Origin of the sequence: Paenibacillus caseinilyticus (genome assembly GCF_027533645.1) — a bacterium.
Classification (GTDB): Bacteria; Bacillota; Bacilli; order Paenibacillales; family NBRC-103111; genus Paenibacillus_G; species Paenibacillus_G caseinilyticus.
This window is the reverse complement of the sequence record NZ_JAQAGY010000040.1, coordinates 26,861-39,843: the sequence shown is the minus strand read 5'-3', so window position 1 is coordinate 39,843 and position 12,983 is coordinate 26,861. Positions and strand designations below refer to the sequence as shown.

The following is a 12,983-nucleotide window of genomic DNA, read 5'->3' as shown; positions in this document are numbered from 1 at the left end:
GTTTGGTGATGATGGCGGAAGGGAACCACGCGTACCCATCCCGAACACGAACGTTAAGCCTTCCAGCGTCGATGGTACTTGGACCGCAGGGTCCTGGGAGAGTAGAACGTCGCCAAGCCAAATCAAGGTCCTGATCAGTTTTTAGCTGATCAGGACCTTTTTGTATTATAGCATCTGATTTTTAGATGGAAGGGGTTATGAGGGTAGAATTATTTGGTGGCACTCTGTCAATCAGCTGAGTGACAAGAAAGAAAAAGCCCTGGGGTTCGTAGGGCTTGGTGGAAAGAGAGGGGGGAATTAGTAGGGACTGTGGGGGGGGGAGGTTTTTTAGACTGAGAGGGTGACTACGGTCGAGGAATAAATTGATGGGGACTCATAGTGGGGTAAGCAATGAAGTCATTTATATAAACATTCATTGAGGGAGGTGGCACTAACAAAAGGAGATGGATAGCGAAGTCATTTGTTCAAAGGATCCCGGTATGAGGGCGCGCGCATAAGACAGCTTCCCTCAAAAGGGATGGAGGGCCAGAAACAAGACTGACGATTCTGTTGGAGTGGGAGTTACACGATGCTTTGGGGCCCCTTGTTCAATGATATTGTATCAAACCTCTTACCAGCCTAGGGTTAAGGTTTCGCAAAGAAAGCGTAAGGGATTTGTAAATATGGCTTGTACATAGATGACTGGTTCTTTTGATTGTGGGAGTGCCCTGGAGGGTAATAATAGGAGGTGCTTCAATAAGTTTTATAAAAAGGAGTCGATACCCATGGCAAAAGTTGCTTTTTTACTTGGTCCGGCATTTGAAGATAGCGAGATGCAAAAACCTTATGATGCGCTTCGCGAAGCAGGCCATGAGGCCGTAATTATAGGGTTGAAGGCCGGAGAGAAGTTGGAAGGCAAGCAGAAGCAAGCCAGTTATGTAACAGAGCTAGCGATAAAAGATGCGAATCCGAGCGAATTTGATGCGGTGGTGATTCCAGGCGGTTCTTCTCCGGAAGCGTTGAGGCTCGATCCACTCGTACAATCGTTCGTACATGTTATGGACGAGGTTGGCAAGCCGATCGCCGCCATTTGCCACGGCCCGCAGATTCTAATATCAGCGGGACTGCTGCAGGGGCGTATCCTGACAAGTTATCCGCCGCTTCAGGATGATATCACAAATGCGGGAGCTGCTTTTCAGGATAAAGAGGTCGTAGTCGACCGTAACCTGATCACTTCCCGTACGCCGAAGGATGAGCCGGCTTTCATACGTGAAACCCTGAAGGCGCTTGAGTCTGTTGCCAGTGTTCATTCCCAGCGGAACTAGAGCGGAAAAGTCCCGTACTCTAGCATAGGAAAAAGAACCCCCCCAAAAAAATCGCCTCGAACCCGGTTGAATGGCCGGGAACGAGGCGATTTTTTTCGAGAGCAGAATTCAAGGGGATTCGTAATTCTGGCGGATGCTCAGCTGCCAATAGGGGAAAATATACTGCCGTCCCAAGGCAGCCCCTTCTCAAACCGCTTCTTGTCATGGTGGCGCTGCAATGCAAGAAAATCAAAGTCATACATATCCCAAATCCGGCAGGGACGCGCATCCGAGGCTGTACGTTGCAAAATCTCATTCACTGCCCGGCGGGCCGCCTCGTTGGCTCCTTCCATGGTCGCGAGGTCCGTATTGGTTTTGACGTAATCGGCGGCGAGAAGAAGATTGGGAATCCGCGTATATGCATTCGGCCGGAGCTCCCAGGTATATACTTTATTGACGAGCAGAGGCTCCAGATTGGTGCTGGCTCCCCATGGATTCGGCATATGAATATCCTCATCAAGGAACCAGGAGTGAAGGTTATCATCCGTTAGAACTTCTTGTCCGGAGACATTGAGGCTCTGCTTCAGTTGGAACCATACCTCCTGCATAATCTCTTCCTTGGTGCAGGTTTTGGCCGATTTGCCGTATACGGGTCCCGGCGCTTCCCAATCGGAAACATCTACGGAAAGTACCCCCCTTACTTGTCCGTCGCCATATCCGCTTAGGGGAAAGTCGGGCCAGAACTGTGCCTGGGATATGGAAGTAAGCGCCCAAGGGGAATCCATATAAATCATATGGCCGTGAATCAGCGGGACATCTTCTTTAAAATAAAACTGAATCCCATTCATCCACTCCACATCGTCGGAGAGCAGTTTGATGCCGGCGAGCGTAGGATCGGTCTGGAGCATCGCCGGAGTGACCAGAGGAGCCATAACTTCCACAGGGAGAGAGCAAATGTAGTAGTCACCGTGCACCTCCTCGGCGATCCCATTCTGCGTAATGGTGGCGCCGGTAATGACCCCGTTCTCACATGAGATCGCTTCTACCTTCGCGTTCAGGTGATAATCTACGCCCATATGGCGCAGGTAACTAAGCCAAGGGTGAAGCCAGACTTCATTGGTAGGCCCATCCAACAGCCGGTCTGCGCTTCCTCCGGGCCGTACCATATCCAGCATGATCTGGGCGCCGACTTTTCCTACGGTACAGGTATTGGCTTCTTTTGCTTTGGCAGCTACAAGAATCCGGGTCATCCCTGCAAAGACGCGCTGGAAGTTTGGGGATTGCTCTTCCGCATCAATAAAACTCCACCAAGGCGTATTCTGATATTCCTCAACCCGGCGTTCATCACAGCTCGTCATTACCTGCCAAATACGGCTTACATAATGTTCGACTTCGGCTTCCGTCAATCCCAGATTGTTGTCGAATAGCGACCGGAACAAATCCTTCAAGTCGGTGAGCGAAGTAGGGAATTCGGTAAGGAACTCTACAGGGGGGCCGTCCGTTCTGGCGAGCCCAAGGCGGGTGCCTTCCGTAAGATTATCGGCAACATAGCCGTCCCCGTAAGGTATGCGCTTCATCGTATCGATAATATGTTTATAGAAGCGGGGGAAGAAGCGGAACCCATGCTCCCCCGGCAGGTCGTAGCGGCCTTCCGTACCGCTGTCAGGCACGGGCATCGACCTGGCTTTGCCGCCGGGCAGGCGCTTCATCTCGTAAACGGAAACATCAAATCCCCGCTCACTGAGTTCATGAGCGGCACTCATCCCGGCAACCCCGCCTCCAAGTATAATAATTTTCGTTTTCATAGGGTCCTCCCTTACATGACACACCATTCACATCTAGTAACAGTTATATCATAGATTGGGGGGGCGAAGGAATCATATTTTTGACAAGTTACGCATAGGTCTATGGTAGGATATTATTTGCGAGAGTGTCTGTAAATTCAGAAGAAATGCTTCAAATGGATTGTATACCCCATAGGGGTATGATACACTATAAAAAAAGCCAGCAAGGGTGAGAACGATGGACATGGAAGCAAAAACAAGTGCTGCCGCAGCCGAGAATGCGGCACAGGAGGAAGCCTGCTGCACGGCTGCGGGGGAACGGCGCAGTCATCACTCGGCCAAGGTTAAGGATAATCTCGTTTCCCGCCTGAATCGAATCGAAGGTCAAATTCGCGGAGTCAAGGGAATGATCGAGAAAGATACGTACTGCGATGATGTGCTGAACCAGATCGCAGCCATTCAGTCCGCGCTGAATTCGGTGGGTAAAATACTACTGGAAGGCCATATGCGCAGCTGTGTGGTCGAGCGTCTGGAGCAGGGAGACACGGAAGTCATTGATGAGCTGCTGAAAACCATGGGTAAGCTCATCAAGTGATAAGTAATTAGGGGAGAGAAGAGGAGAACCGTTCATGGAAGGGATGCATGAACGTCTGCCTTACCGGATCAGCAACCGGAAGGAGGAACTGCAGCTGGTGGCAGTTCAGGGTCTCCTAAAGACAAGCTGCCAGGCATCGCACCGGAGCAAGGAACGATCCCGCAAGAGTGTGGAGGGTTTCCTCTCTTGGGCGCTGTACAGCGGAGAACGGCAGGCAGGTTTCCTCAGAGCCGTCACGGATGGAGCGACGTACGGCTGGGTACGACGTGATCGTCGATCCGGAGCATCGGGGTAAAGGGAATAGGCAAATGGCTGGTGTTCACCATGCTGAGTCATCCGGCAACAGCGGATATTACGCAGCGGCGGAGTACCCGGGATGCCACGGACTCTAGGAAGCAATACGGCTTCCAGAGATTGGAGCATGATCCGGCGTGCGGAACCAGCCGGGGCAGATGAAAAGGAAAGAGGCATATGCTCTACCCCCGTAGCCGCACGAGAGTATGCGAATGGTGTAGTATCACCCAGCTCTTGGTTGATCCAAGAACTGCAGCATGGAGAGACCGCTGTAGCCTATTCCCTTGGTGGAACTGGCGAGCGAGGGCCGAGATCTCTGATCGAAGCAGGCATCTCCGGGTGAACGTTCGTTCATCGTTAAGTAGTAAGCCCTCATCTTCTTTTGGCGCCGGATGCGTTCCGGCGCTATTTTTTTGTGCATGGAGCCGGAGCCGTGGGCTACGGTATGAAGGAACCAGCAGGTGACGGCGGCCGGGGACATCTCTTCGTCGGTACGGAAGGGGGCTATCTACCGGGTGCTGAGAGTGGGAGATAGCGGACCTTCTGGATTTACAAACATTTAACGTGGATGAAGACTCTCTATAATATTCGCTTGGTATATTGGCTGGGATATGTCCAAGCCCAATAATAGGAGGAGAACCTGCAAATGCGATTCATCCCTTCCCCACGTTTGCTGCTCGGAACGTTCGCTCTGCTGATGGCGGCGCTGCCTGCTCTGCCGGCCGCCGCGGCTAATGAGAGGACGGCCCAGACGTTTCCCGGCTTAGCCGGAGCTGCGAAGAAAAGCATCACCTTGCTTCACACGAACGATATTCATTCCCGCGTGGAAGCCAGCGAGACGGGCATCGGGTACGCGGCCTTGGCGACTATAGCCAAACAGTACAAGGCGGCCAACCCGAATACACTGCTGCTTGATGCGGGAGATACGTTCCACGGCCAGACGATCGCTAACTTGGTGCGAGGCGAAAGTATTGTGAAGCTGATGAACACGGTTGGGTACGACGCGATGACGGCGGGCAACCATGATTTTAACTACGGATATCCCCGTCTGGTGGAATTGGCTGGACAAACCAAGTTCCCCATCCTGTCCTCCAATGCAAAGAAGGCGGACGGGAGCCGCATTCTGAAGTCGTATGTGATCAAGGAGGTGGACGGCATCAAGCTGGGCATCTTCGGCCTCAGCACACCCGAAACGGCGTTCAAGACACATCCGAACAATGTGCGGGGCCTTACTTTTGAAGACCCTGCATTGGAGGCAAAAGCCGTAGTAGGCGAGCTCAAAGGCAAGGTGGATGCCATCATCGCGCTTGCCCATCTCGGCGTCGACGAGTCAAGCACGGATACGAGCATCAAAGTAGCGCAGGCCGTACCGGAGATCGACGTCATCATTGACGGTCACAGCCATACGGAGATGAAGGAGGGGACCCAGGCAGGCAGCGTCCTCATTGCTCAGACCGGGGAGTACCTCAAGAACATCGGCCGGGTGGACCTGACGTTCGAGAACGGGAAGCTGACGGGCAAGACGGCAGGTCTGCTGAGCAAAGAAAGCGTGAAGGAAAGCGGCATCGCGGAGGATCCGGCTATCCTGGAGATCTTGAAAGAGATCAAAAAGGGCCAAGATGCTGTACTCTCCCAGGAAGTCGGCAGCACCTCGGTGAAGCTGGTCGGCGACCGTGAAGTCGTACGCAAGGGTGAGTCCAATCTTGGCAGTCTGATCGCCGATGCGATGCTCAGCGAGACGGGAGCGGACGTGGCGATAACGAATGGAGGCGGCATCCGGGCTTCAATCGAGCCGGGTCCCATCACGAAGGGCGAGGTAGTCACCGTGCTGCCGTTCGGAAATTATATTCAGACGAAGAAGGTCAAAGGCTCAGAGCTCTTGGCTGGCCTGGAGCACGGCCTCTCGGGATATCCGGAGTCCTTCGCCCCGTTCCCGCAGATCGGCGGTATGACGCTCGAGTTCGACGCGGCCAAGCCGGCGGGCAGCCGGGTCGTCTCCGTCCATGTGAAGGGGGTGCCGCTGGTGACGGAGCAGGAATACGTCCTGGCCACGAATGATTTCATTGCGGCTGGCGGCGACAAGTATACCATGTTCAAGGAGCAGCCCGTGCTCGGCGACTATTCGTCCCTGGAAGAAACGCTGATCTCTTACCTGCAGAAGCAGGGGACTGCAACCGCAGCTGCCGAAGGCCGTATTGTAGTGAAAGGGGCTGCTCCATCCGTCCTGCCGGCACCAGCACCGGCAGGGGGAACACCGGCACCAGCACCAGCCGTTGTTCCTACCGAAGTGCAGAACACAGGACGAATATATGTGGTGAAGCCAGGTGACACTCTCTGGGCGATTGCGAAGCTGGATCGGACTTCGTGGCAGAAGCTGCAGGAGCTGAATGCGCTGCACAACCCGAGCCTCATTTTCCCGGGACAGCAGATCGTACTGCCGTAAGCATTAAGATAGCCTTCTCCCTCGTTATCCTTAACCAAAGCACCGCAGGCTTGCGGACTTTGGTTTTTCCTTTTTGGGGCGTTACGTCTCATTGAACCTGAAATCCGCTAATGGGCCGCAGCCGACAGGCAGGTTCATTTTAAGTTTTTTCGTTTGGCCGGCCGCCTGAGGGCTGACTGGCCGGCATGGTTTCCTTCCGGCTGCCCCCGTTGAAAAGGGCTTCGGTCAGCATCCGCAGTTTATCCATCAGCTTGCCGTAGCCGAACCCGACGAGGAAGGCGATGCCGATGCGCGCCTCTATGGTGTCTCCCGTCTGGAGCAGCATGATGCCGCTGTTGAAGAGAACGATCGTCATGACGGCGGCCCCGGCGCAGTTGATGGGCCGAAGAAGATACCACACATACCAGCGCTCGCTGAGTCGTTCGTAATGCTCATGGAGCAGCCGCAGGGCATACAAGGTGCCTCCTACCGCCCCCGCAAGCGCATAATACATGTACTCCTCAATTACAGGGAATTCGCCCCCAATCAGCCGGGTAAAGGCTCCGATATAAATCGCTCCGGCTGCGATAAAGCTTCCCACAAACCACGACAGCAAATAGCCCAGAAGAGCGATACGGTACCAGAAGACTCTTGGCGGCATGTTGCAGTCGCCTCCTCCGCTTATGCCTATATAGACAGGATATGCAGAGGGTGGGGGAATGTGACCGAGGCTGCAGCTTGGAGTAAGGCTAAGCTGAGACGGCAGTAGGATAAGTACGATTGTTACCTGAACCAAGCCGCGGCCATCCGGCGAATCCCCTCTTCGATCATCTCTTCCGGCAGGCCTCCGAACCCAAGCAGAACATAGGCGGTCTCCGGCGCGCCGCCGGCAGAACCGGCGAGCACTTCCCCGGCTTCGCGCATGTGATACGATGAGACGGTGCGGACTTCCACGCCAGCGTCGGCGGCACGCCGCTGCAGTACTTGTTCGGGAAGAGAGGAGTCGACCGCGAGAAGGACATGAAGTCCCGACGTAGAGCCCGACAAGTGCACCTGTCCGCCCATATGCCGGGCGACGGCTTCGAGGAGAAGGGCGCGCTTGTGCCGGTAGTGCTGCCTCATACGACGGATGTGGCGCTCGAAGAGGCCGCGCTGCATGAACAGCTCCATGGTTTTCTGGGTCAGCCGGGAAGCGCTGGACTCGTGCCAGGCGAGCTCGGTCTCATAGCGGCCCAGCAGTTCCGGCGGCAGTACACAGTAGCTGAGGCGGAAGGCGGGAGAGAGCGACTTGGAGAAGGTGCCGAGGTACACGACACGGCCCGCATTATCCATTCCCTGCAGCGCGGGAACCGGACGGCCCTCAAAGCGGAACTCGCAGTCGTAGTCGTCCTCTATAATATATCCGCCGCGGGCTGCAGCCCACTGGAGCAGTTTGAGCCGTTTGGCTGCAGGCAGCACCATCCCGTAGGGGAATTGGTGAGAGGGGGTCAGATAGACCGCCCTGTGCTGCTTCGCCGTCAGGAGATCCACCGAGAACCCGTCGTCTTCGAGAGGCACGGGATGAAGGCGGAATCCTTGCTGCCGCAGAAGGGCGGCGATGCGCGGGTCCATGGCCGCTTCAACCGCGAGATCAGGGTGCGTCCCCCGAAGCAGCAAAGAGACCAGCAGCATGGACTGCTGGGTACCGGACGTCAGGATCACCTGATCGGGCCTGCAGCGAACGCCCCGGGTCTGCCTCAGATAAGCGGAGATCAACTCGCGGAGCCCCGGCTCCCCGCGGCGATCGCCGTAACCCAGAAGTTCACGGCTGGCGGGCTGAAGCACTTCCATCGTGAGCTTGCGCCATAAGGGGAAGGGAAAGTGCTCCGCGTCCATCCCCTCGATATCGAAACGGATGGGAGGGGAGGCTGACGGATCACGGCGGTCAGGCCTGGGGCTGGCAGGCACGGAGTCTGAGATACCGGATGCTTTTTTGGGAGCGGTTTGGGTCGATTGGGGCGTCTTTGCGGGGGAAAGGAGAAGTCCACTTTCGTCCAGCAATTCCAAATCAGCCGTATAGTAGCCGCTTTTGGGCCGGGAGACAATGTAACCTTCGCCCGCCAGCTGATCGTAGGCCGCCTCAACCGGATTGCGGGAGAGGCCCAGATGCTGCGCCAACTGGCGGATGGAGGGCAGCTTGGCCCCCGGTGCGGCCCGGCCGCTGAGTATTTCTTCTTTGAGGGCTTGATACAGCTGGATATACAGCGGTTCTTCGGAATGAGCAGCCAAGCTCAAGGTAACGAGCAGGGGAATCCCTCCTTCGGAAAGCATAGAGAATGGTTCTGACGGGGTCTGCTGTACGACGGAAGAAAATTCGTCATCTGTCATGCTTTTTGGTTTAGTTTTGTCCATTTGATTATGACAGGAATGCCGTATAATGCTAATTATCATGACGATGCGAACGAATGTAAAGAGCTGGGAGACTAATGATAAATAAAGCTAGTGGGAAACCAGGAAGGAGCGAATGAAATGAGTAAAGAGATGAAGACCCAAACGGGTGAAGGGGGCGTGCAGCCGAGAGGAGTTCTAGCACGGCTCACCCCGTACTCGCCGGGGAAGCCCATCTGGGAAGTGCAGCAGGAGCTAGGGCTTCAGGAGGTGGTCAAGCTGGCCTCCAATGAGAACCCGCTGGGTCCCTCGCCCAAAGCGGTGGAGGCGGCCTCAGCCCTGCTTACCGAACTGCACCGGTACCCGGATGCGGCGGCGGTCCGCCTGCGGGAAGCGATCGCGGTCCATACGGGGCTCTCGGAAGAGGAGCTCATCGTGACTAACGGAGGCGACGAGCTCCTTACTCTGATCGCACAGACCTTCCTGGATCCCGGGGATGAGGTGATTGTGCCGGATCCGACCTTCAGCGAGTACGCGTTCGGCACCCTGCTGATGAATGCGGAGGTGGTCCGCGTCCCTCTTGGAGAAGGGTTCCGGTACGATGTGGACGCGCTGCTCAGGGCCGTAAGCGAGCGCACGAAGATTCTGTGGCTCTGCTCGCCGAACAATCCGACGGGCACGTATCTGCCTGCGGGCGAACTGCGGCGCCTGCTCGATTCACTGCGGCCTGGCATACTGGTGGTCTATGATGCGGCGTACAGCCACTATGTTACGGCTGACGATTATACCGACGGCCTTGCCTATGTGCAGGAGGGTTATGGTCTCGTCGTGCTCCAAACCTTCTCCAAGATCTACGGGCTCGCGGGTCTTCGGGTCGGCTTCGGCGCAGCTCCCCGAGGGGTGATCCGGCATCTGCTGCAGGCCAAGGAACCGTTCAACGTCAACACCCTTGCCCAGACGGCGGCAGCCGCAGCCCTAACGGATAAGGCGCATGTGGAGGCTTCCCGGCAGCTGAACGAGGAAGGACGGCTCCGGTTGTATGCGGTCTGCCGGGAACTCGGACTGGACTATACCGGCAGTATGGCCAACTTCGTTCTGATACGTCTCGGATCGGATGCACAGCAGGCTTGTGCCCGTCTCCTATCCCGAGGCATCATTCTGCGTTATGGAGGCGCATGGGGGCTGCCCGAACATGTGCGGATCTCGATCGGCTCCCATGCAGAGATGGACCGTTTGATCGACGGACTGCGCTGGCTGGCGCAGGGCGAGGCATAAGCGCAAGCAGGAAGCGAAAAAACAAGCACCCGTCCGTGAGGAGGGTGCTTTTGCATGTGTGAGCAGACTTCCGGACAACGAAAGGAAGGGAACCTGCAGCTGGCCAAGCAGGGGATTACTTGGACGCTGCCGCTTTCTTTTGCAGCGAATAGCATTTGCGGCAGACCGGGATATAGCTCTCATTGCCGCCGATCTGGATCTGTTCGCCCGCGAAGACGGGAACGCCGTCCTTGCAGCGCATGTTCATGGTCGCCTTGCGGTCGCAGTACCAGCATACCGTCTTGATCTCTTCGATCTTGTCAGCGAGCGCGAACAGATAGGTGCTGCCTTCGAACAGCTGGCCGAGGAAGTCGGCCCGCAGGCCGTAGGTGATGACCGGAATCCCAAGGGTATCGGTAATCTCCGTCAGCTGCTCGACCTGTTCTTTCGTCAGAAACTGCGCTTCGTCGATGAGAATACAGTTCGGGCGTTCCTGTGCCGCCATGGCGACCATATCGAGGTGCTCGTCAATGATAATGCCGTCCTTGCGCATCCCGATACGCGAAGCTACGACGCCGACGCCTTCCCGGTCATCGACGGAAGGGGTGAAGAGGAGCACTTTCTTGCCCTGCTCCTCGTAGTTATGGGCAACGCGGAGCACTTCGATCGATTTGCCGCTGTTCATGGTACCGTAACGGAAATAGAGTTGGGCCACTGGATGCTCGTCCTCTCTGCAAGAAAATCAGAAGACCATCATAGCATACTGCGGCAGGGAAGGTACACCCCCCAGCATACCCGTGAACGCATGGGCAGATTCCTAGTGGATGGGCCGGTTACAGAGTGTCCGTATGGATTAATTGGGGTGCAGCCGGGACCTCGGGCCCGAATCGGAGCGGCTCAGACGCTTTCTTCCCCGAACCCGGACCCGGCTGGCTGGAAGCCGCGGGCAGAACGACTGTAACGGTAGTTCCGCCTCCCTTCCGGGAGCTGACAGACAGACGGCCTCCGTGCTCCGCAATGATTTTTTGGGAGATCATCAGCCCGAGTCCGGATCCTTTTTCCTTGGTGGTAAAGAACGGTTCCCCGAGCCGTTTCAGCAGCTCCTCCGGGATACCCGGCCCATTGTCCTTGAAGGTAATCCGGATGCTGCCGGCGTCGTCGACAGGCGCTGCTGCGATTTCCAAAGCGCCGCCCTTGGGCATGGCCTCCAGCGCATTTTTCACAAGATTGATGAACACCTGCTTCAGTTGATTCTCTTCGCAATAGATCTCCGGCAGATGGGCGGAAGCGTGCGAATGCAGTTCTACATTCTGGAGATTGGCCTGCGGTTCAAGCAGTGAGACGACATGGGTTAGAATCGGCGGGAGAGGTACGGTCCGGTACGTGACGGCCTGCGGGCGGGCAAGCAGCAGCAGTTCGCTGATGATCTGTTCGATCCGATCAAGCTCGGACATCATGATGTCGAGGTATTGTTCCTTGTACTGCGCCCCTGATTTCATGAACTGGGTGAAGCCTTTGAGCGAGGTTAGGGGATTGCGGATTTCATGGGCGACGCCGGCGGCAAGCTGTCCGGCGACGGCGAGCTTCTCGGAGCTGCGCAGCAGCTCTTCGGTCCGCTTGTGGTCCGAGATGTCCCGGCCGATAATGCAGATGCCTGGAATATGATGGTCGGCACCGACGATCGGAGAGAGGGTAAGGCTCATATCGAGCAGCATACCGTCCTTGCGCCGGCGAACCGTTTCGAACCCGGAGATCTGCTTGCCTTGGAGCGCCTGCCGGAAGAGCAGCTCCGATTCGATCCACAACTCGTCCGGAATATTCGGCGGCCGGCAGCCGATCAGTTCTTCCTCGGCATAACCGAAGGTGTCGAGAAATGCTTGATTGACGCGAAGCAGCCGGAGATCGCTGCCCAGAATCGCGATATTATCCGCCGCATGCTCGATCATGGAGTCGAGCTGCTGCTTGGTGGTGCGCAGTTTCTCTTCCTGCACTTGGTGCCGGGTGACATCGCGGATAAAGACAGAGAGCCCGGGCTTGCAGGGCAGACAGCGGATCTCGAGCCAGCGCTGCTCCGCAGGGAAGTATTCCTGAAGGAAGACGGGCATCCCGTCCTCCAGCGCGCGCTGGCAGGCCCGGTAGAAGACGGGACCGAACCATTCGGGCATCACGACCCTGAAGCTGCGCCCAAGGAGCTCTTCGGGGGTGCGCTGCAGCAGCTTCTCCGCACTCGGGTTCATATAGAGGAACTCGGCTCCGCGGCCCAGCATCATGTACGCGTCCGACATGGTCTCGAGCAGGGCGTTCAGGTGAAGATGGGACTCCTGCAGAGCAGACTCGGCTTGGACACGGCTGGTTATATCCTGGGCGTGCATATAGATGTAGGGCGCGCTGCGGGATTCCCCGCCTACCGGAAAGGCGCTGATGTGCATCCACAGGGGATCCGATACGCGGCTCAGCAGCCGTAGCTCGGCGGTGTACTGGCTGCTGAGCCCGGCAGCCATCCTGCTGAGGTGATGCATATGCAGGAGCAGGTCGCCCGGATGAATAAGCTCTTGAAGGGTGGATCCCTGCAGGGCGCCGGGTTCGTATCCGAGCAGGCGGGTCAACGCTTCGCTTGCCATAACGAGACGTCCGTCCGCTGCGGCGAGCAGGGTGCCGGCCGCCGAATGGGAAAAGGGTTTCAGCGCCAGGTCTTCGTAGATGCGGTGCAGGCTGTACCGGGGATCCGGGGATGTATGCTCCTCCCGGGGCGCGGGCAGATCCGGGCTTTGATCAGGCATGGGAAGCTTCCTCCGCTTCATGATGGTGCATCCTGTTAGCATTCGTCAAAAGTCTACATTTCCCTTTTTCTATCGGGGCCTCTTCCTAAAAATGAGTCGAAATCTCTAGTTTTTTATAAATTGCCGGGCGGGGTAGAGGATGGTAAGATAAGTGGTACGATCTAGGGTTGTTCACCGAATGTTCACAGCTTGGTCAGAAGGCAG

General features: G+C 56.5%; 10 protein-coding genes and 1 rRNA gene. 6 read left to right on the top strand and 5 right to left on the bottom strand.

The features are described 5' to 3' along the window. Position 1: 1 nt before the first annotated feature. Positions 2 to 118, top strand: a 5S ribosomal RNA gene (gene rrf, locus O9H32_RS32055). A gap of 646 nt (positions 119 to 764) precedes the next feature. Further along, the gene (locus tag O9H32_RS32050) at positions 765 to 1,304 is read left to right on the top strand and encodes a type 1 glutamine amidotransferase domain-containing protein (RefSeq protein WP_269870151.1); all 540 of its coding nucleotides are present in this window, start codon (positions 765 to 767) and stop codon (positions 1,302 to 1,304) included. Between the two features lie 137 nt (positions 1,305 to 1,441). Here the strand turns inward: O9H32_RS32050 and O9H32_RS32045 are convergent, their stop codons facing one another. Then, complete coding sequence (locus O9H32_RS32045; RefSeq protein ID WP_269870150.1) at positions 1,442 to 3,088, bottom strand: hydroxysqualene dehydroxylase; 1,647 nt, start codon at positions 3,086 to 3,088, stop codon at positions 1,442 to 1,444. 223 nt (positions 3,089 to 3,311) lie between these two features. Here O9H32_RS32045 and O9H32_RS32040 point away from each other — a divergent pair, with 223 nt between their 5' ends. The 3 genes from O9H32_RS32040 (at position 3,312) to O9H32_RS32030 (ending at position 6,399) form a co-directional block, all read left to right on the top strand. Beyond that, entirely contained in the window at positions 3,312 to 3,662 is a 351-nt protein-coding gene (locus O9H32_RS32040; RefSeq protein ID WP_269870149.1) for a metal-sensitive transcriptional regulator, read from the top strand. Positions 3,663 to 3,696: 34 nt separating this feature from the next. Further along, positions 3,697 to 3,957 (top strand): hypothetical protein, encoded by a 261-nt coding sequence (locus tag O9H32_RS32035; protein ID WP_269870148.1) that lies wholly within the window; start codon positions 3,697 to 3,699, stop codon positions 3,955 to 3,957. 645 nt (positions 3,958 to 4,602) lie between these two features. Beyond that, positions 4,603 to 6,399, top strand: a complete 1,797-nt coding sequence (locus O9H32_RS32030; protein ID WP_406627436.1) for a 5'-nucleotidase C-terminal domain-containing protein — start codon at positions 4,603 to 4,605, stop codon at positions 6,397 to 6,399. 139 nt (positions 6,400 to 6,538) lie between these two features. On the opposite strand, the gene O9H32_RS32025 is transcribed toward O9H32_RS32030, so the two are convergent. Both O9H32_RS32025 and pdxR read right to left on the bottom strand, forming a co-directional pair. Next, positions 6,539 to 7,039 (bottom strand): hypothetical protein, encoded by a 501-nt coding sequence (locus O9H32_RS32025; RefSeq protein WP_269870146.1) that lies wholly within the window; start codon positions 7,037 to 7,039, stop codon positions 6,539 to 6,541. A 122-nt stretch (positions 7,040 to 7,161) separates the two neighbouring features. Further along, positions 7,162 to 8,688, bottom strand: coding sequence for a MocR-like pyridoxine biosynthesis transcription factor PdxR (gene pdxR / locus O9H32_RS32020; RefSeq protein ID WP_269870145.1), 1,527 nt, complete (start codon positions 8,686 to 8,688; stop codon positions 7,162 to 7,164). Between the two features lie 198 nt (positions 8,689 to 8,886). Here pdxR and hisC point away from each other — a divergent pair, with 198 nt between their 5' ends. After that, on the top strand, positions 8,887 to 10,020 hold the full coding sequence (gene hisC / locus O9H32_RS32015) for a histidinol-phosphate transaminase (protein WP_269870144.1): 1,134 nt from the start codon (positions 8,887 to 8,889) through the stop codon (positions 10,018 to 10,020). Between the two features lie 115 nt (positions 10,021 to 10,135). On the opposite strand, the gene O9H32_RS32010 is transcribed toward hisC, so the two are convergent. Beyond that, the gene (locus tag O9H32_RS32010) at positions 10,136 to 10,714 is read right to left on the bottom strand and encodes a thymidine kinase (RefSeq protein ID WP_269870143.1); all 579 of its coding nucleotides are present in this window, start codon (positions 10,712 to 10,714) and stop codon (positions 10,136 to 10,138) included. Positions 10,715 to 10,832: 118 nt separating this feature from the next. Continuing rightward, positions 10,833 to 12,779, bottom strand: a complete 1,947-nt coding sequence (locus O9H32_RS32005) for a PAS domain-containing sensor histidine kinase (RefSeq protein WP_269870142.1) — start codon at positions 12,777 to 12,779, stop codon at positions 10,833 to 10,835. Positions 12,780 to 12,983: the final 204 nt, after the last annotated feature.

What these genes read in the sequence shown, in the direction of transcription:
- pdxR (WP_269870145.1), bottom strand. Translation starts at nt 8,688, where the DNA reads ATGCTTTCCGAAGGAGGGATTCCCCTGCTCGTTACCTTGAGCTTGGCT.
- O9H32_RS32025 (WP_269870146.1), bottom strand. Translation starts at nt 7,039, where the DNA reads ATGCCGCCAAGAGTCTTCTGGTACCGTATCGCTCTTCTGGGCTATTTG.
- O9H32_RS32045 (WP_269870150.1), bottom strand. Translation starts at nt 3,088, where the DNA reads ATGAAAACGAAAATTATTATACTTGGAGGCGGGGTTGCCGGGATGAGT.
- O9H32_RS32050 (WP_269870151.1), top strand. Translation starts at nt 765, where the DNA reads ATGGCAAAAGTTGCTTTTTTACTTGGTCCGGCATTTGAAGATAGCGAG.
- hisC (WP_269870144.1), top strand. Translation starts at nt 8,887, where the DNA reads ATGAGTAAAGAGATGAAGACCCAAACGGGTGAAGGGGGCGTGCAGCCG.
- O9H32_RS32040 (WP_269870149.1), top strand. Translation starts at nt 3,312, where the DNA reads ATGGAAGCAAAAACAAGTGCTGCCGCAGCCGAGAATGCGGCACAGGAG.
- O9H32_RS32035 (WP_269870148.1), top strand. Translation starts at nt 3,697, where the DNA reads ATGGAAGGGATGCATGAACGTCTGCCTTACCGGATCAGCAACCGGAAG.
- O9H32_RS32005 (WP_269870142.1), bottom strand. Translation starts at nt 12,779, where the DNA reads ATGCCTGATCAAAGCCCGGATCTGCCCGCGCCCCGGGAGGAGCATACA.
- O9H32_RS32030 (WP_406627436.1), top strand. Translation starts at nt 4,603, where the DNA reads ATGCGATTCATCCCTTCCCCACGTTTGCTGCTCGGAACGTTCGCTCTG.